This window comes from Acidobacteriaceae bacterium, from assembly GCA_035944135.1.
Lineage (GTDB): Bacteria > Acidobacteriota > Terriglobia > Terriglobales > Acidobacteriaceae > Granulicella.
On the sequence record DASZBM010000010.1, the window covers coordinates 390007 to 407721 of the forward strand.

Genomic DNA, 17715 nt, shown 5'->3' on the forward strand with positions numbered 1-17715 from the left:
GCCGAAGTTCCTCATATGCAATATAGCCTTGAAGATAGCTCTCACGACGGGCATCCGCAGGATTCCTCGCCCGAATCCGCATGGGACGTGTTGATTTCCCGTCCGGCTCCCGAATTTGGACGCCCTAACCGCCGAAGAGTTGCCATTTCCTTCGTCGGCCGGTGCACGACGAATTACCCCATGCAACCCCACAGCGACTCGTGCGTCTAAACAAATAACTGAGAGGCTAATTTCAGACTGTCCCACCCGTAGTAGCATCTCCCTCTTTTTGCCCTCGGGCATCCTCTACATTCCTTCAGTATCCCCTCCCCGAAAGCCTCTCATGGGCCCGCTGGAAAGCGGGCCCGATCACTTTAAGCCGGGGCGAATAAAATAGGTCTGTGAGCAGCAATACGACAGATTGGCGCGAAAGCCCGGAAGCGATCGCCGCCGTTGACGCCCTCTTCGCCAGCATCGGCCTCGAGCATGGCCGTCGCGCTACCCGCGCCGGAACCTGGGCTGGCGGGGAACGCATCAGCCGTCCCAGAACTTCTGAACCATCTGCAAGCTCCCTCAAGGCAAAAAAGCCCCGCCGCGCCCCGGGCGTCATCCGCCCCGCTGGCTGGGAGGCCTTCCCCTGGCTGCATGCAGGCTTCAGCACTCGCGAAGGCGGCGCCACGACGGTGTACGGCAACCCGGGCGACCTCAACCTCGGCTGGAGCACTGACGACGAGCCCAAAACCGTCGCCGCCAATCGCCGGCGCTTCCTCGAAGCCGTCGCCGGCCGCAAACCCGCACAACTCGTCGCCGCCCGCCAGTTCCACAGCAACCTGATCCGCGTCATCGAATCGGCTACAAATCCCCTCGCCACTTCGGACGGGAAGCCCACCCTCCGCGGCGACGGCCTCATCACCGCCGAGCCTGACCGCCTGCTCGCGATCCTCACCGCCGACTGCGTCCCGGTCCTGGTCGCCGACACCCGCCGCCGCGTCGTCGCGGCCTTCCACGCCGGCTGGCGCGGCACCCTCGCCCGCATCGTCGAGCGTGGCATCGGTACCATGCGTCTCCAGTTCGGCTCGCGCCCCAAGGACCTCATCGCTGCCATCGGCCCCGGCATCGGCTCCTGCTGCTACTCCGTCGGCGAAGAGATTCGCTTCGACTTCGAGAGCCAGTTCGCCTACGCGCCCTCACTCTTCTCTGAGGTCTACGATTCCGATCCGGTGCGCGACAAATATCCTCTGCTCTTCCTCACCGCCCGCGCGCCTGGCCACTCAAACATCGGGCCGCAGATTCATCTCGACCTCATCGAAGCCAATCGCCGCCAGCTCGTCGACGCCGGCCTGAGCGCTTCAAAGATCTCCGTGGTCGGCGAATGCACCGCTTGCACCCGCCTGCCCAACGGCCAGCGCCGCTACTTCAGCCATCGCGACGAGCACGGCTACACCGGCCGCATGCTCTCGGTCATCGGCATTGCCGAATCGTAGCACTCACCCGTCTACCCTCTATTGTCTGCGTTACGCCTTCTTCTGCAACTCCTCGAACAGCGCATCGCGATGCACCCACGCATACGCATCCAGCTTGTTCAGGTTCACTCTGTAGACCCACAACGCGGCAACCGCCGTTCCTGCAAACACCAGCGGCACAATCCAGTCCACCTTCCAGTACCCGGTCACAAACGTCACCGAGCCGCCCACCAGCGCGCACGCCAGCATAATTCCCATGCTGAGAAACGCGCTTGCTGGCCGCGCCTGTTTCTGCGCCGTCCGTCCCGGATCAATCTTTTTCGGTGACCGCATCGACATGTAGTTGCCCACTGTCATCTCGATCAGCAGTGTTGTCACCATCCACAACATTGCACCCAGCAGTACTATCGGCGAAGGCAGCTTCGCAGAGTACGACAGCACCGCCAGAATCGCTAGGGTCTCCGCGATCGCCAGTCCCGCGCAGAGCACATTCTTTCCGATCATCACCTCGCGCATCCGCACCGGCGCGAGGAAGTACGTCTGCGTCCCCGCCCCATCCAGCCCAAACGAGTTGAATGACATCGGAAACACCCCGAGCAGTCCATACGCCAGCGCTCCCACCAGCACTGTCGGCCCATGCCACGACCGCGACGCCCACCGCCCCGCGAAGATCAACACCATCACCAGCGGCATCACCAGTCCATAGAACAGCCCCGTATTGCGCCGCAGATACAACAGCTCCTTCGCCGCGACCACTCGCACCACATCCGCCGGCCGCGACGACGCCGCAACAAATGTCCCCTGCGCCGAATGCGTCACCTCATGTTTCGTCGCCTTCGCCTCGCGCACCACGTTCGCCGGATCGCTCAAATTCTCTCCGCGATACTCGGTCCGCATCCGCAACGAAAACACAAACAGAAACACGCACCCCCATGCCGCCACGAGCACGTTGTCGCCCGCGAACGCGGCCACATTGCCGCGCCTCGCCGCTCGAATCGATCTGCCTGCAAGCTCTGGCGGCAACACACTCAGATACGGCTCTACCTTCGCCACTGTCTGCTGCACGGCGACAATCTTGTTCAGGTCCACTCTGCGGTTGTGATACGCAGGGTTGTAAAGAAAATTCAGTCCCTGCGCGCCGATCGAGAACAGAAAGATCAGCGCCGTGAAAGCCTCGCGCGCGCGTCGCGTCGAAAGCCAGCGATCCACCCAGGCGAAAATCGTCCGCGTGAACAGCACGTTCACCACCGCGAACACCGCCATCGCGCCGAACGCCCATCCTGCAATCGCCGGCCTCACAATCGCCACACCGACCGCCGCCGCCAGCGACATCAGCGTCACGACGATGTTCCCCGGCGCCAGAATCCCGAAGAACAACCGCACCGCCGTGTAACTCCGCACACCCATCGGAAACCGGATGAGCTGTTTCGGATCGAACGTCGTTCCGGGCTGCCCGAGATTAAGGTTCGCCAGTTGACTCAGCAGAAAGATTCCCCACAGCACCCAGCTCACTCGCTCAAGATGCCCGCTCGCGACTGCCCACGCGGCCGTCGCGCCCGCGCCAAAGCACAGGCCTCCTACGATCGCGAGCGCTATAGGCGCCACACTCAGCGTGGCCGCCAGGTCGCTCTTTCCGCCCTTGCGCCGAAAGCCATTCAGATACATCTGCCAGCGCAGGCGCGCAATCGCCCGATACTGCTCGCGCGTCTGCGCCGCCGTCCACCTTCTCGAGGCCCGCGCATTGGGTGCCCCATTCATGGCGGCGGTTTTCTCATCGCCATGGGTGGGCTCAAGGCCCGCGTTGGCTCTCAGCTCACCGGGGTCCCCCGCGAGCGTTCCTTGCTCGGTGGGGTGGTTTAGCTCAGCCACGCGAGCTCCCCTTCCCGCACGCCAGTGTCGCCATCATCCTTGCCCACCACATTCAGAAAGATCTGTTCCAGCGTCAGCCGCGATCCCGCGCCATTCGTTTCTGCCGCCAACGGCAGCTTCGCCTGCACACCCGCGCGCAACTCCTCCAGCGATCCATGCGCCACGATTCGCCCATGATCAATGATTGCGATATGCGAGCACAGCCGCTCCACAATCTCCAGCACATGCGAGGTCAAAAAGATTGTCGCTCCGCGCGCAATCATCCCCTGCAGCATCGACTTCAGCGTTCCCGCTGCAACAGCATCCACGCCCTCGAACGGCTCATCCAGAAACAACACCTTCGGCCCGTGGATCACGGCCGCTGCCAGTGCCAGCTTCTTTCCCATGCCGTGCGAAAAATCCGCGATGAGTTTCTTCGGCTCATTCGCCAGGTTCATGAACTCCAGCAGCTCGGCGGTTCTTTCCTGCGACGTGCGCCTGTCTAGCCCATACATCCGGCCCACAAACTCCAGGTATTCACGTGCAGTCAGTTTCCCGAACAGCGCCATGCCCTCCGGCACAACACCGATGTTCCGCTTCACCTCCAGCGGATTTCGAAACAGATCTTCCCCCAGGATCTGAATGCTGCCTGTCGTAGGCGCAAGCAGTCCCGTCATCATCTTGATGGTCGTGGATTTTCCGGCTCCGTTCGGTCCAAGGAACCCGAAGAACTGCCCCGGCTCAACTTCAAGATCAATGTGATCGACAGCCGTAAACTCGTTGAAGCTTCGGCTGAGGTCGTGCACCGCAATCGCAGACATGTTGAGCCGAGTGTACGTTATCGCCGATTACATTGGCGGCGGATGATGCGGGTCGACATTACCATCGTCGCCGCGCCCGCCCGCGGCCTCGCCGTCGCGCCCGGCCTTCTGCGTCCGCGATGTCGCCTCCGACGGGTTCACGAGGTCGCGCAACTCTTTGCTCGGCTTGAAGAAGGGAACCCTCTTCGCCGGAACCGCGACCGCAGCTCCCGTCTTTGGATTGCGGCCTGTGCGTGAGTTACGCTGCCGCGTTCTGAAGCTCCCAAAACCTCGGACCTCCACCTTGTCGTTCGCCTTCAGTGCACCAATGATGGACTCAAAGAGCGTATCGACAATAACCTCACCGTCGCGGCGGGTGAGGTCGCCGAGTGCAGTGACCTGGTCCACTAGATCAGCTTTCGTCATGAGGGTCTTCTCCCGGGCCAGAGAATCTCGCGCTAGCGGTTCATTGCCCCTTTAGTCTAAGCCACTTAGACGCGTTCCACTCATCAACGTGACTCACCCGGTGCAAAAATTACTGGTTTTCGCTCCTTGGTGTAGCCAAGTGAGATGCCGCCCAGGCTTCCCGCGCGTCCATTCATGAAAGAAAAGCCCGTGCCAAAGCACGGGCTTTTTTGGTCGTGATTCGAGGCTAATGGGTCGGTTCTGTGCCCACCAGGTTGCCGCTGGTGATCTGCGCCGAGACTGGTGTAATCGTCGGGTAGCCCGCGCCTACAATCTCGGTCAGGGTAAACGTCCCTGGAGTGCAGTTCGTTGTGGTGCAGCCCGCGTTCGTCACCCAGACGTTGCCAACCACATCCACCCCGATACCGTACGGCGTCGTCGCGGTTCCTCCATTGTTGGTACCGTGCAGAAGCATATTGACGGGAATATTGAGGGCCCCGCTGCTGTTCAGATAAATGCTGCTGCCGGTAGCCGTCGGATTGTTTACCGGAACCCGAACCACGCCGCTGGTGGTGGCATCGGCGACCCAGAGCTGCTTTCCGCCGTCGATCGCCGCACCCCATATTGCGTCCTGTGGCGCGCCCGCGAAGTTATAGCAGGCCGACGCCGAGTAGATGCAGAGACCGGAGGGGTTACCGCCAGTCCCTGCGGACCGCACTCCGATGTCGTCGTTGCCGGTATAAATCACCTGTCCGGCATCATCGTTGGCATTCACAATGTCGTTCGCGGTTGATCCACTCACGTAGTACTCACGCATAATGCTTGTCGTCGGATCCGTGATCGCAACCGCGTCGCCATTGCTCACGTCGCCGGCGATCGACTGCACCGGGAAGGCGAACGTCACTCCCGACACGATCGAGTACCCCGACCGGTTCGACGAGATATTCGCCAGTTCGTAGCGGCCCCCGTCGGTAATCCCAATGTTGATCCGGTCGTCGCCGCCAACCGTCACGCTCTCGCTGTTCGTGTTCGGCAGGGACACCGTCTCTGTCGTCGAGGGCGCCGTCACCAGGTACCCCGGTACAGTCGGGTTTGCGCTGTCGTTGTACCACGCATAGCCGTTCGCATCGATCGCCACCTGTTGCGGGAAAACCATGCTTGTCGTGTTGTAAGGTCCGCTGAACGACTGCGTCGTCGGATCGAAGACCGCCGCGCCAACCTGTCCCGACGCATTGCTCGGGAACCAGATTCTGCCTGTGCTGTCGATATCCAGTGTGCTCAGCGTGCCCGTGTTAACCGCCAGTCCCAGCGATGAGGTCGTATAGCTCACGCCAATCGACCAGTCATTCGGCTGCGTGGCCAGCCCCGCAAACGGAGGCGTCGTCGTTCCCAGGTTGTACAGGTTTGCGACCTGCGTCGTCGGATACAAAGCCATCTGCACCGCCGCCTGAAGCGTGTCGGACGGCCGCGTCGCTGCTCCATTCTTCGTATAGTTGAACAGCTTCCCGCAGGGCGTCTTGGTCTCCGTCCCGTTCGGCGATCCCGCGGTGTTGATGCAGGCCGCCAGAATGTTCGCGATCGTGTTGATCTTCGCCGCCTCAATCGTGATTCCCGGCGAGTTCTGGGCCGGCGCACCGACTGCAGTTTCAATAATCGAAGGAATCGTGTAGTTATTGCCCCGCACAATACCGGCCGAGTACTGAAGCTGGTTATTCGACACGGTCGACGGGCCGCCGAACCAGTCATTCGCTCCGTTCGCTCCGCCCAGCGTCGTCGAGAAGAAGTGCGACAAGGTGAAGGCCAGCCCCACCGTCGTCACCTCGTTCAGGATCACGTAGCTCTGCTGCGCGCTCGCACACGGCCCCAGGCCCGCGCCCAGCACCGCGGATCCATTGTTGCCGGCGCCGGAATTGCCGCCGATTCCCAATATGTACACCGGCGTGTTCGACTGCGGGCAGGTGTACGGCGGCAGGGTGAAGTTCCCGTTCACGTCCGTGGTCGTCGAGGACAGAATGGTGCCCGTCGATCCGTATCCCGTCGTGCCCATCGCGAGGACCGAGATCGTCGCATTCGCCACCGGCTGCTGTCCGCCGAAGGCTCGGCCCGCAATCCCGGGTGACTCCACATTTGCGGTCACCGTGGACACCTGGTCCATACCGCAGCCGGTTAATAACAGCGCGGGTATAAGAGTCGTCACACCGCAAAGCATGAGCTTGAGTCGCATTCGGGCCTCCGGAGTCGCCACGTTTGAGGGATACAAGGGTTCTGAAGGTGTTATACACCGGCACTAGAACGGTTAAGAGCACCCTTAGAATATGTAGGGTTGCAAATATTCTGCAAACCTCCAATGTCACGTTACATACGTGCCCGTGTCGCCCCCCGAGAGAACACGCCGCACGCCTTCCCTCATGTGCTTAGGTGGCGTCCAAATCGTCTTTACTTTCAGTATTTTAGGCGGAACTGTCCCACGCGCACCCGATCGCCTTGGAGGCGGTGAAAGATCCGCGCCCGGTGCGGCGCTTCCGCGCGGCATTGTCTGCTATCCGACCCTCAGCCTATTTCCACAAGAAGTAAAATCCAGGCGCCTGATTCAGCACACTTGTCGGATTTGCAAACAGTTCCGTTGTGTCATCGCCGGTCAGTAGCCCGAGCAATCCATGTTTGTCCTTGGCAGGACGTACCACGTGAGGTTCCCCCTTTATGCCCACGCGCTTGGCTGTATCCAGCAGTGCTGTCCTGAAACCGGCCTGCTGGTCGATCAGCCCCAGCGGCTGGGCCTGCTCGCCCGTCCACACCTGTCCCGTCGCCAGCGGCTGAATCTTGTCCGCGCTCGTATGCCGGCCCGCCGCCACATCGTGGATGAACTGCGCATACATGTTGTCGATCAGCCCCTGGAAGTACGCCTGCTCCTGCGGCGTCATGTCGCGCGTCGGGTCGCCGGCATCCTTCAGCTGCCCATCGTGCAGGTTCACATTCTTCAGCTTCGCCCACTTCAGCAGCTCGCCGTAGTTCGTCCACTCCATAATTACGCCAATCGACCCCACCACACTCGCCTGGTTCGCATAGATCTTGTCGCACGCGGAAGCGATGTAGTACGCCCCTGACGCACCCACACTCTCCACCGACGCCACCACCGGCTTGTGCAGATCGTTCCTTACCCGCAGCACCTCGTGGTACACCTCTTGGCTCGCCGCCGCTCCTCCGCCCGGCGAGTCGATGTGCAGCACGATTGCCTTGATCCCGTCGTCGTTCCCGAACCTCTCCAACTGCTTGTCGATCTTGTCCGCGTCCACAATCACGCCGCTGATATCGATCACTCCGATGCTCGGCTCGCCGAAGCTCGACGTTCCGCCCGTTGCCGACATCGCCACGACCATATGGCTGAACATCACCATAAACGTGATCGCGATGATCGCGACGATCGCCGCAAAAATGGCCGCCAAGAACCACCCCGATCGCTTCGGCGCCTGATTCGCATACGCATACGGATACCCGTACGGCGGATATCCATACGGCCCCGGCGCGGGCACACCTGCCTGCGGCTGCTGCTGTGAATACGGCGAATACGGAGGTCTCGGTTGCTCGCTCATAACCGCCGAGTGTAGCAGCGCCCGCATCCCCGCGTCTCCCGCCGTTAGGCCCTCATTGCTAATGCCCCTCTGTAAAAATGCCGTATCATAAACTCGCCACTGCACGGATTTTTACCAACGCAGCGCGGACCAAGGCACGTGAACCCTCCCAGCCTCAGCATCGTCATCCCGGCCTACAACGAGGGCGCGCGGATCGAAAACGCCCTCGATCGCGTCCTCTCCTGCGTCGCCGAGCGCCGCTGGAACGCCGAAGTCCTCGTCGTCGACGATGGCTCTTCCGACTCGACCGCCAAGATCGTCTGCGAGTGGATGAAGTCCCACCCCAACCTTCACCTCATCCACAACGACGGCAACCGCGGCAAAGGCTTCTCCGTCCGCAACGGCCTCCTACAGGCCCAGGGCGCGGTCGTCATGTTTACCGACGCTGACCTCTCCTCGCCCATCGAGGAAGCCGAGCGTCTCTTCGCCGCACTCGATGCCGGCGCCGACGTCGCCATCGGCTCCCGCTGGCTCGAGCGCCAGCGCCAGACCATTCACCAGCCCCTCTACCGCCGTTTCTTCGGCCGCTGCTTCAACTGGGTCACCCGCAAGCTCATGGGCCTGCCCTACAAGGACACCCAGTGCGGCTTCAAGGCCTTCAAACGCGACGCCGCGCAGGTCATCTTCCGTCTCCAGACCATCGAGCGTTGGGGCTTCGACCCCGAAATCCTCTTCATCGCCCGCAAGCTCGGCTACAGGATCGACGAGGTACCGGTCACCTGGGGTCATGACGAGCGTTCCCGCATCAGCTATCTCAAAGACGGCATGAAGATGCTCCAGGACATGGCCCACATCCGCAGGAACTCACTCCGCGGACGCTACGACGAAGCCATCGCCGCCATGAAGGACACGAGCACCATGATCACCGCCCCCGCCGCCCGCCCCGACCCCATCCCCGCAAAAGCAATCCGTTAATAGTTAGTCGGCGCCGACACCGGGTGCCCCATTCATGTGCGGCTTCCTCGCGCATGAGAGGGTATCGCGCGTTAAGACGCGCGAGGCTTCAGCATTTGGCCTTTACTTTTCTTGTTGTCATTCCCGCAGGATTCTGCCTTCGTCTTTTCACTAACCACTAACCACTAACCACTAGCGACTCCCTACCTCTTCTTCCCCTCATACTGAAACACCTGCTCCAGCGGCACCTCAAATACCCTCGCAATCCGGAACGCCGTCTCCAGCGACGGTGAATACTTATCCAGCTCAATCGCGATGACCGTCTGCCGCGTCACGCCAATCGCGTCCGCCAGCTCCTGCTGCGTCATCTCGCGGTCCGCACGCAGCTCACGAATCGTATTCCTGAGCCCCGGCATCAGAACCCCCTCCGATACGCCACAATCTGCGACACCGTCTTCACGATGTCCGAGATCACCAGCATCCCGAAGAACACATTCAGAAAATGCAGCCCCACAAAACCCTCATGAATCGGAAAGTTATGTCCCACCAGCGTGTGGAACCACAGCATCCCCAACCCCACCACCATCAGCGTCGCCAGCGTGATATACCCTGCCCGATACCCACGCAGTTGAATCAGCTTGTCGCGCTCATCGGTCATCCGGTGCCGCGTCACAGCCGCAATAATCGACTGCAAAATAATCTGCAGCACAATAATCGCGACGATCATCCCCGCGACCTTGTTCACCGACGTCTGCTGGCGAACGTGAAAATTCCAGACGAAGTACGGCAGATACACCACCAGCTCTGCCACCAGCGATCCCCACAGTGACCGCTCCTGATACGAAAGGCTCCCCATCGGCTGATCTCCATGTAAAAGATGTTTTACATGGAAAATCTACTCGCGCAGGATTTACGTGTCAAACATTTTTTACATGGCAATCTTTGCAGTCCAACCCACAATCAGATCGAGTGCCGTGGGCGACATCGTCTCTTCAATATCGTTGTACTCATTCGGTCCGCCGGTCTTCGCATCCTGCATCAGATGGTTCTTCCCCGGCAGCGTCACAACGGTCGCGCGCGCATTCTTCTCGAGCGCCACCCGCGCCGCCGCCGCATCTTCGTCAGCAGGCACCTGAACATCCAGCGCCCCGTAGATTGCCAGCACCGGCACAGTCAGCCGTGCGAGCGTCGGTGCCGGATCATAGGCCAGGAAGTATCGCTCCCACGCGCTTGTATCATCCCGCGCCAGCCCTTCAGCCTCGTTCGCGTCCACCAGTTTTTCCTGCACTCCTTCAGCGACCATTTTGTCCGCCACCGCTCGCGCCGCTTCACCGGTCGGCGCCGCCACAATCGCGTCATACAGCTTCTGATCGAACACCTTTCGCCGCGCCATGTAGTCCTCAGGAGCGCCATACACCTTCGCCGTCCTGGCCGACTGCAACACAAACAGCCTGTCTCCCCGAAGCGCCGGCCCTGCAATCATCACCACGAACGCCACATTCTTGTCCGCCGCCGCAACCATCGGCCCGATGATCCCACCTTCCGAATGACCCAGCACGCCCACGCGTTGCGCGTCGATCTTCGGCTGGCTGCGCAGCCACTCCACCGCGCTGTCCGCATCGGACGCGAAGTCCGCCGTCGTTGCGCTGTCGAAGTCCCCGCCGGATCCCGCCACACCGCGTTTGTCATACCGCAGCACCGCAAATCCCCTCCGGCTCAGCGCATCCGCCAGCACGACAAACACCTTGTGGCCCCACACATCTTCGTCGCGCGTATTGTGGCCCGTGCCGGAGACCAGCACCACCGCCGGAAAGGGCCCCTTGCCTTGCGGGACGCTCATTGTTCCGGCAAACCGCACATGCGCGCCGCCGTTCTCGAACACAACCTCCTGCTGCCCATATGGCAGCGGCCCTTTGGCAATTGCCTCTTCCTGCGGCCGATTGTGAATGGCCGGCGCAAGGTCTGCCACCGTCGCACGCTTCAGCGCCAGCGGATACACCTGCTGAAACGTCAGCTTGCCGTCCCACGCGCTTTGTCCCGCATCCCATCTGCCGTCGTAGCTCAGGCTCAGCTTGTTCACCGCAAAGTGCAGATGCGACCCATCGCTGGTCACCTGGTCCAGGTCCGTCTGATTGCCGCTCGGATTGGTTAGATAGCCGCTGTACCCGGAACTCGACTGGCTGATGTGAATCCTTACCTTGAACCCACCGTTCAGTTGACCAATCCAATCTCCCGCAGCCTGCTCAGCAACCGCCGGCAGTACAAACACAACCCCGGCCACAGCCACCACAAAGCGCATCCATGCTCTGTTCATGCGCCTATGCTACGCACCCCACACAAAGAACGTTCCATCCAGTTCTTCTCGACCGGGTGTCCCGCGTCTCTGCGTTACGTGGGCTTGCCCGATTGCCCACGCATTTGCTTTTGCCTTTCTTTCTGTCATTCCGAGCCGCAGGCAAGTAATCTGCTTCTTGCCCGGATCCACGAAACCGGGTGGCCTACCCTTTCGCACCGCGAAAGGGTGGGGTATCGCGCGTTAAGACGCGCGATAGCGATCGTGAAAGGGTGACCGAAATCATGCTTGGCACGGACTGAGACCGGTCCTACGCCCGCCAATTCAAATTCTGTCATTCTGAGCGAGCGGAGCGAGTTGAAGAACCCCGATACGGCCGGCATCACCTCGATCGCCGAACCATTTTCGAACACGAACTCCAGTTCGGTTCGAGCCTCCACTAACCACTAACTACTAACAACTAACCACTCCCATGGACGACATCCCCCCTTCCGATGCCATAAACTCTCTCCTGCATGCTTCGTTCCTTCTTCATCGGCCTCTCCACCAACAAGCCCTTCCGCAAATTCTCCGAGAACTCCTCGATCGGCCGCCGCGTCTCGCACCGCTTCGTCGCCGGCATGGCCGTCGAGGAGGCCATCGCCGCGGCCGCCGAGCTCAATCGCGAGGGCATCGTCGTCACCCTTGACGCCTTGGGTGAGAGTGTCACCGACGCGCCGCACGCCGAAGCCTCGGCCGCCGTCTACCACCGTCTCCTCGACGAGATCGCCTCGCACAAACTCAACGCCAACGTCAGCCTCAAGCTCACGCAAATGGGCATGGACGTCGGCGGCGCAAACTCAGCGGAGGGCCAGGCCCTCGCCGAACGCATCGTCGGCAACCTCGTCGCGCACGCCGGCCGCCTCAAAAACTTTCTCCGCATCGATATGGAGGGCTCCGAGTACACCGAGGCGACCATCGCCATCACCGAGCGCCTCTTCGCCCGCTTCCCCGGAGCCGTCGGCACCGTGCTCCAGGCGTACATGTTCCGCACGGACGCCGACGCCGACCGTCTGCTCCGGCAGGGAATCCGCATCCGCCTCTGCAAGGGCGCCTACAAAGAGCCGCCCGAGATCGCCTTCCCAGCCAAAGCCGACGTCGACGCCAATTACCTCAAGCTCGCCAGGCGCATGATGACTAGCGGCGTCTTTTGCGGCATCGCCACCCACGATGAAGCCATCATCGATGAGCTCTGCCGCTTCACCGACGCCCACAGCATCGAGAAATCCGCCTTCGAGTTCCAGATGCTCTACGGCATCCGCCGCGACCTGCAGCGCAAGCTCGTCCACAAAGGCTTCGGCGTCCGGGTCTACGTCCCCTTCGGCACGGAATGGTACCCCTACTTCATGCGCCGCCTCGCCGAACGTCCCGCCAACGTCTTCTTCCTGGCAAAGAACTTCTTCCGCACCTAAACCTCCTGTCAACAGTAACTTGCAGGCGGTCCTGCGCTAGATAGAGTGCATGCACCTGCGCAGATAAGTGATCTGTTTTCAAGAATTTGCGCAATAAGGCCGCATTTGACCCCATTGGTCCAAAGCTAAATTATTTGTTTTGAAGATTTTGCGCAAAAAGTGGGGGAGGGGAGGGGGTACCTACCGCGGCTGCCCCTCAGACGGTGGAAGCAGCGGCTCCACGCGCAACAGATTATTAAGAGCAGACCTCTGGCTCGGATTCATGTACTGATACTGCGGCGAGTTCAGCGCCGCGCCTCGCTGCTCAGGCGGCAACGCCCGCAGCTGCCGGAAGCCTTCGGCTACCTGACGCCGCTGATCCGGTGGAAGCGATCCAAGCTGCGACAGCGAGTTCCGCACCTCCGTGCGTTCGCCAACGGATAGGTGCTCCATCCGCTCGTTGTAGGACAGGATTCTCTCCCGTCGCTGCGGATCCATGGCATTAAGCTGCGCCAGACGGTTCCGCATCCGGTCCTGCGTCTGCTGGGGTAGCTGGTTGAACCCTGGCTCCCGCTGCAGCGCCTGCTGCTGCTGCTCCGGCGAGAGGTTGCGGTGCTGGTTCATCCAGTCCGCCAAGTGCTCTCCACGCGGGCTCCCCGGCACCTGCGAGTTCCGCCGCTCGATCTGCGACAACTGTGCGCTCTGCCCCTGATTCGGCTGGACATGGTTCGGCTGCACCTGCTGCTGCTGTGGCGACCTCCGCTCCACCGGAGCCGGGACCTGCTGCTGCGCATACCGCTCCGGCTGTCCGCCACCTTGCGGCCGGTACTGCTGCTGCTGAGGCGAGTACCCGCGATACCCCTCCGGAGTGCCCTGCCGATACCCCGGCGCAACCTGCCGGTACGTAGGAGCCGCCTGCCGATACGCTGGGGCCGCCTGATGGTACGAGGGAGCCGACGAGCGGTACGACTGCCCACCGCCTCCTCCATGCCGCGACTGCCCCACCGCCCCCCCCGCCGACACCACAGCCACCACCCCGATGACTTGGGCGAGGCGTGAGCCGCGAGTTGCAGTGATACGTTTCATCGAAGGTTCAAACTCAATCTTTAGCTCAGTGTCGTGCGTTGCTTCTAGTGCTGTCTCTGTCTAGTTACCGGCTGCGCGCCTATGATACCGAAGCCGCCGTCCGAAGGCGGCGGCTTATGGTCGAATCTCGAACTCACCCCGCCTTAGGTCGTTGGTGGATCCCCCGAATCATCGTTCGCGTTTGGATCCAGTAGCTGATCCATCTGCTGATACGCCTGGGCATTGTTGTCCAGGATCTTCAGATCGTTCACGGTGGCTGAGGGCTGCGGCTGCGGACGGTTCGCAATCTCAACGCCGGCGAAGCTGCCCGCTCCCGCGAGTACCAGCAACATCAGCGCACCGGCCATCGCCGAGCGAAGCTGCCGTCCGGTGCTGAAGGTCAGGAAGGCATAAACCCGTTCAAAGAAGCCCTCAGGCTGTGCTGCCGCCGCCTCACGCACCCGCGCACGCAGCTTGGAGTCGAAGTACGGCGACGGCTCGGGTGCGGTCCACGCATCCATCATCGCCATCGTGGAACGAAGCTCGCTCAACTCGCTCGCGCAGCTCTCACAGGCCTTCAGGTGTGCAGCAATCTCCGGGTGCGCGGCCTCGTAGCCGTCTTCGAGCAGCAGGTCCGGGAGATGCGATTTGCAGGTCTTACAGTTCATAGCATTCATATCAACCCCCTTTTCGGGTGGGTGTTGCTTTCAGGACGCCGTCGCAGCGAATTTAGACGCGCAGTGGCTCCGTTATAAGGCAATCTCAGACGAATCCTTTCAGTCGCTCTCTTAGCGTCTGGTAAGCGCGGAACAGCAGCGATTTCGTTGCAGACTCGGAGAGCTTCAGCACCTCGCCGATCTGCTTGTAGTCCAAACCCTCATACTTGTGCATCAGAACGGCGGTTCTCTGCCGCTCCGGCAGCGCCATCACGTGCTGGCGGATGGCGTTCATCCGCTCCCGGCGAAGCAAATTCGCCTCGGCGCTGGGCGTCTCGTCGGCAACGTCCGGCGTCGTTCCGGTCTCGGCGTCCGGCTCATCCAGGTATACGGTCGAGGCCGAGCGCTCGTGCCGTGTATCGCGGGCGTGGTTTACGCCCAGGTTCGTGGCAATGCGGTAGAGCCACGTGCTGAACCGGGCCTCCGCCCGGTAAGTTTCCCGCGACCGGTAGACCCGGAGGAAGACCTCCTGGGCAAGCTCCTCGGCCACAGCCTGATTGTGGACCATCCTGAACATGAAATGGATGATCGGCTTGCGATATTTTGCCAGCAGTATATCGAAGGCCGCCATATTACCGGCACGGAGCTCTAGCATGATCTCGGCGTCGGTCAGGGCAGAGAAGTCGCCCCTGGCCATTGCGGCCGCCCGCTCCTTAGCCCGCTCGGGGCTGAGATCGACCGCGGTGGCGGGACGGTCCGCCGGAAGATCATGACCCAGAACCCCGGGATGGAGTGCCAGCGTGCTCATATCTTCCTCAACCCCATCTTTGTCGCGAGGTTGCGCCGTCTCAACCGAATCTGCCGGTTTCGGCGGATCGGGCGGACGGTCTGCGGGGTTGGAACCGGTCATCCGGGGTATTGTACCCGTGCGGCTCTGCCGTCGAACAATGCCTGCAAACGAAGGCAGGATTGCGGCTGCTTTGAGTCGCGGGCGTGGCTATTCTCTGCTATTCTCAAGGAGAACGGGGGGCTGGCACGGTGGGTGCTCAGTTCCTGCTGCCGCAACAGGCGGGCGCATAACTCAGCGGTAGAGTGCCACCTTCACACGGTGGAAGTCGTAGGTTCGAATCCTGCTGTGCCCACCAACTCCAACTTCTTGAAATAACATCACTTGAGCGCGAGTCTACCGTTCCTCAGCTAATGGGGCAGGGCAGCTGCACCTTGGATGTGGAATGTCGCAGTCAAGATCGGTGCCTGCCTTCAGGGTCAATGCAGAAGCCTGTGCGTTGTCGGCCGCTTCGTGATGGCCGCGCGCGATGTCCGCGACCTCATCGCAGTTGGAGACGACTGGCCATTGCAGTGCCCGTCGTGGCGCAGGTTCTGTGGAGCAGAAGGTTGCTGTCGCAGGCGGCGTTTCCATCGATGGCGTTGTAGGCGCACATCACCGAGTCTCCATGCGCTTCGGTGATCGTCGCGCGGAAGCCGGGCAGGTTCGTGTCTTCGAGATCGTGCGGAAAAACGTCGACGTTGAACTTGTGGCGCTGCGGTTCCGGCCCGCTGGGCACGGCGAAGTGTTTGGGCGTGGACACGGTCTTGAGGTAATGCGAATCGGAGCCCCGCATTCCCTCGACGAACGCAACACCGAGGCGCGCGGTGAGGAACGGTCTTCACCGAACGCCTCCATGCCGCGCCCCCAGCGCTGGTCACGGTCGCACTACCACCCGCGCAATGGACTCAACCAGCCGTATGCCTACAGCTATCTCTTCGGTTACGCAATCAATCTTCCGCGGGCACACCACAACGCTCACGCTGCCCAACGATCTGAACATCCGCATCTCGCGATCTCCGTCGCGCACACAGCGCGCGACGTAATGCCGGCTCGCCCGCTCGTCAGCTTCACGACACGCTCGAGAATGAATCGCAACCGAAGGAATGATTGCGCCATACAATTCGATCATTCGCCTCCTGCACGAAGTGGTCGGGCCGCGAGGTCGCATCTGAGGGGATTGGATGAACACTCGAGATACTCGTGAGTTAGCTGAGGCTCTGGCCTCGAACTGGCAGGCCGAAATGCGCGGATGGCACACCTACGGTGCGCTGGCTGACCGCGAGAGCGATCCACACCGCAAAAGTGTGCTGCGAGGACTCGCCCATGCCGAAAAACACCACGCGGCTCTCTGGGCCAGCCGAATGGAGGCGCTCGGTATTCCCACGCCGGAATACGAAGGCCCTCCGTCTGGCGATGCGGACTCATTGGCAGCTCGTGTTGGTGGCGATCAACTCGAGCTACGCCGGCTGGAGCTGGACGAGAGCCGCGACATCGCTCGGTACGGCAAGCAACTTCGCGATTTGGGCGACCAGGAGAGCATTGCGATTCTTGAGGAAGTCATCTCTGACGAGAAGGATCATTATCAGGCGCTCGGCCATCTGATCCGTGGCCGGCGACCTGCTCCCCAGGTAACCACTGAAGAGGCGCAGCGGGCGCTGGATGAACTGGTGGCAGCTCGCGATGCTGGTCAGCCGCGCGCCGGAAGCTGGATTGGAGATGCTATTTACGGTGTGAACGATGGCCTCGGGGCGATCTTCGGGATCGTCTCGGGCGTCTCCGGTGCGACGCTCGGCAACAGCCACTTCGTCCTGATCGCAGGGCTGGCAGGAATGATTGCCAGTGCGCTTTCAATGGGCTCCGGAGCGTACCTGGCCGCAAAGAGCGAGCGTGAGATCTACGAGGCGGAGTATGCGAGGGAAGAAGAAGCTGTCACCCTGAACGAAGCCGAAGCTCGCGAACTCCTCACGCTGAGCTACCAGGTGCGTGGGCTGAACCGTGACGACGCAGAACGCTTTGTCGAACACATCGCGAGCGACAAGAAGAGGCTGGTTAGCGCGCTCGCGCGTGAGCGGCTTGACACGACGGAAGAGGGCCTGACCAAACCTATGGTCTCAGCGGTCTCCGGCGCGTTGTCCACGGCTATAGGTGCATTCATTCCGATTGTGCCGTTTTTCTTTACGTCCGGCTATACGGCCGTGATCATCGCCGGAATCGTTTCACTCGCGGCGCATTTTGCCGTGGGCGCTGCCAAGTCCCTGATCACGATACGTTCATGGTGGAGCAGCGGGCTGGAGATGACGCTGATTGGGGCGGTGGAGGGTGCGGTCACCTACGGTATAGGCATCGGGCTGGGTCACATCGGTGGTGGATCCTGAACGGAATCGAGCTGCCACGCAGACTCGGCGTAGAAATGCGCAGGTTTAA

The 17715-nt window shown here is 61.3% G+C and carries 17 protein-coding genes and 1 tRNA gene; 6 read left to right on the forward strand and 12 right to left on the reverse strand.

The window, feature by feature from the left end:
- Positions 1-380 precede the first annotated feature (380 nt).
- On the forward strand, positions 381-1463 hold the full coding sequence (pgeF, locus tag VGU25_16230; GenBank protein ID HEV2578755.1) for a peptidoglycan editing factor PgeF: 1083 nt from the start codon (positions 381-383) through the stop codon (positions 1461-1463).
- A gap of 30 nt (positions 1464-1493) precedes the next feature.
- On the opposite strand, the gene VGU25_16235 is transcribed toward pgeF, so the two are convergent.
- The 5 genes from VGU25_16235 to sppA all read right to left on the reverse strand — a co-directional run bounded on the left by VGU25_16235 (position 1494) and on the right by sppA (position 8112).
- Complete coding sequence (locus tag VGU25_16235) at positions 1494-3311, reverse strand: hypothetical protein (GenBank protein HEV2578756.1); 1818 nt, start codon at positions 3309-3311, stop codon at positions 1494-1496.
- Positions 3299-4111, reverse strand: coding sequence for an ABC transporter ATP-binding protein (locus VGU25_16240; protein ID HEV2578757.1), 813 nt, complete (start codon positions 4109-4111; stop codon positions 3299-3301). The genes VGU25_16235 and VGU25_16240 overlap by 13 nt, the downstream gene beginning before the upstream one ends.
- Before the next feature lie 27 nt (positions 4112-4138).
- The gene (locus VGU25_16245) at positions 4139-4516 is read right to left on the reverse strand and encodes an HU family DNA-binding protein (GenBank protein ID HEV2578758.1); all 378 of its coding nucleotides are present in this window, start codon (positions 4514-4516) and stop codon (positions 4139-4141) included.
- A 226-nt stretch (positions 4517-4742) separates the two neighbouring features.
- Complete coding sequence (locus VGU25_16250) at positions 4743-6719, reverse strand: hypothetical protein (protein ID HEV2578759.1); 1977 nt, start codon at positions 6717-6719, stop codon at positions 4743-4745.
- 331 nt (positions 6720-7050) lie between these two features.
- Entirely contained in the window at positions 7051-8112 is a 1062-nt protein-coding gene (sppA, locus tag VGU25_16255) for a signal peptide peptidase SppA (protein ID HEV2578760.1), read from the reverse strand.
- 111 nt (positions 8113-8223) lie between these two features.
- Here sppA and VGU25_16260 point away from each other — a divergent pair, with 111 nt between their 5' ends.
- A complete protein-coding gene (locus VGU25_16260; protein HEV2578761.1) occupies positions 8224-9039 on the forward strand; it encodes a glycosyltransferase in 816 nt (271 codons plus the stop codon).
- 182 nt (positions 9040-9221) lie between these two features.
- Here the strand turns inward: VGU25_16260 and VGU25_16265 are convergent, their stop codons facing one another.
- The 3 genes from VGU25_16265 to VGU25_16275 all read right to left on the reverse strand — a co-directional run bounded on the left by VGU25_16265 (position 9222) and on the right by VGU25_16275 (position 11332).
- Complete coding sequence (locus VGU25_16265; GenBank protein ID HEV2578762.1) at positions 9222-9434, reverse strand: helix-turn-helix transcriptional regulator; 213 nt, start codon at positions 9432-9434, stop codon at positions 9222-9224.
- On the reverse strand, positions 9434-9874 hold the full coding sequence (locus VGU25_16270; GenBank protein HEV2578763.1) for a hypothetical protein: 441 nt from the start codon (positions 9872-9874) through the stop codon (positions 9434-9436). Before VGU25_16270 ends, VGU25_16265 begins: the two co-directional genes overlap by 1 nt.
- A gap of 72 nt (positions 9875-9946) precedes the next feature.
- Entirely contained in the window at positions 9947-11332 is a 1386-nt protein-coding gene (locus tag VGU25_16275; protein HEV2578764.1) for an alpha/beta fold hydrolase, read from the reverse strand.
- Between the two features lie 494 nt (positions 11333-11826).
- Between VGU25_16275 and VGU25_16280 the strand changes: the two genes are divergently transcribed.
- A complete protein-coding gene (locus tag VGU25_16280; protein HEV2578765.1) occupies positions 11827-12762 on the forward strand; it encodes a proline dehydrogenase family protein in 936 nt (311 codons plus the stop codon).
- A gap of 180 nt (positions 12763-12942) precedes the next feature.
- Here VGU25_16280 and VGU25_16285 read toward each other — a convergent pair whose 3' ends face one another.
- The 3 genes from VGU25_16285 to VGU25_16295 all read right to left on the reverse strand — a co-directional run bounded on the left by VGU25_16285 (position 12943) and on the right by VGU25_16295 (position 15270).
- Positions 12943-13827: a DUF3106 domain-containing protein gene (locus VGU25_16285; GenBank protein HEV2578766.1), complete on the reverse strand. Its 885-nt coding sequence runs from the start codon at positions 13825-13827 to the stop codon at positions 12943-12945.
- Between the two features lie 143 nt (positions 13828-13970).
- Positions 13971-14474, reverse strand: coding sequence for a hypothetical protein (locus VGU25_16290; GenBank protein ID HEV2578767.1), 504 nt, complete (start codon positions 14472-14474; stop codon positions 13971-13973).
- Positions 14475-14568: 94 nt separating this feature from the next.
- Positions 14569-15270, reverse strand: coding sequence for a sigma-70 family RNA polymerase sigma factor (locus tag VGU25_16295; protein ID HEV2578768.1), 702 nt, complete (start codon positions 15268-15270; stop codon positions 14569-14571).
- A 262-nt stretch (positions 15271-15532) separates the two neighbouring features.
- On the opposite strand from VGU25_16295, the gene VGU25_16300 reads away from it, so the two are divergent.
- Positions 15533-15607, forward strand: a tRNA-Val gene (locus VGU25_16300).
- Positions 15608-15790: 183 nt separating this feature from the next.
- Here VGU25_16300 and VGU25_16305 read toward each other — a convergent pair.
- Entirely contained in the window at positions 15791-16084 is a 294-nt protein-coding gene (locus VGU25_16305) for a hypothetical protein (protein ID HEV2578769.1), read from the reverse strand.
- Positions 16085-16208: 124 nt separating this feature from the next.
- Between VGU25_16305 and VGU25_16310 the strand changes: the two genes are divergently transcribed.
- Both VGU25_16310 and VGU25_16315 read left to right on the forward strand, forming a co-directional pair.
- On the forward strand, positions 16209-16334 hold the full coding sequence (locus VGU25_16310; protein ID HEV2578770.1) for a hypothetical protein: 126 nt from the start codon (positions 16209-16211) through the stop codon (positions 16332-16334).
- 138 nt (positions 16335-16472) lie between these two features.
- Positions 16473-17666 carry a VIT1/CCC1 transporter family protein gene (locus tag VGU25_16315; GenBank protein HEV2578771.1) on the forward strand — a complete coding sequence of 398 codons (1194 nt, stop codon included), beginning with the start codon at positions 16473-16475 and terminating at the stop codon, positions 17664-17666.
- Positions 17667-17715: the final 49 nt, after the last annotated feature.

Excerpts from the sequence above, each read along its gene's own strand:
- VGU25_16240 (HEV2578757.1), bottom strand. The coding sequence starts at position 4,111 with ATGTCTGCGATTGCGGTGCACGACCTCAGCCGAAGCTTCAACGAGTTT.
- VGU25_16245 (HEV2578758.1), bottom strand. The coding sequence starts at position 4,516 with ATGACGAAAGCTGATCTAGTGGACCAGGTCACTGCACTCGGCGACCTC.
- VGU25_16250 (HEV2578759.1), bottom strand. The coding sequence starts at position 6,719 with ATGCGACTCAAGCTCATGCTTTGCGGTGTGACGACTCTTATACCCGCG.
- sppA (HEV2578760.1), bottom strand. The coding sequence starts at position 8,112 with ATGCGGGCGCTGCTACACTCGGCGGTTATGAGCGAGCAACCGAGACCT.
- VGU25_16265 (HEV2578762.1), bottom strand. The coding sequence starts at position 9,434 with ATGCCGGGGCTCAGGAATACGATTCGTGAGCTGCGTGCGGACCGCGAG.
- VGU25_16270 (HEV2578763.1), bottom strand. The coding sequence starts at position 9,874 with ATGGGGAGCCTTTCGTATCAGGAGCGGTCACTGTGGGGATCGCTGGTG.
- VGU25_16275 (HEV2578764.1), bottom strand. The coding sequence starts at position 11,332 with ATGAACAGAGCATGGATGCGCTTTGTGGTGGCTGTGGCCGGGGTTGTG.
- VGU25_16280 (HEV2578765.1), top strand. The coding sequence starts at position 11,827 with ATGCTTCGTTCCTTCTTCATCGGCCTCTCCACCAACAAGCCCTTCCGC.
- VGU25_16285 (HEV2578766.1), bottom strand. The coding sequence starts at position 13,827 with ATGAAACGTATCACTGCAACTCGCGGCTCACGCCTCGCCCAAGTCATC.
- VGU25_16290 (HEV2578767.1), bottom strand. The coding sequence starts at position 14,474 with ATGAACTGTAAGACCTGCAAATCGCATCTCCCGGACCTGCTGCTCGAA.
- VGU25_16295 (HEV2578768.1), bottom strand. The coding sequence starts at position 15,270 with ATGAGCACGCTGGCACTCCATCCCGGGGTTCTGGGTCATGATCTTCCG.
- VGU25_16305 (HEV2578769.1), bottom strand. The coding sequence starts at position 16,084 with ATGCGGGGCTCCGATTCGCATTACCTCAAGACCGTGTCCACGCCCAAA.
- VGU25_16310 (HEV2578770.1), top strand. The coding sequence starts at position 16,209 with ATGCCTACAGCTATCTCTTCGGTTACGCAATCAATCTTCCGCGGGCAC.
- VGU25_16315 (HEV2578771.1), top strand. The coding sequence starts at position 16,473 with ATGAACACTCGAGATACTCGTGAGTTAGCTGAGGCTCTGGCCTCGAAC.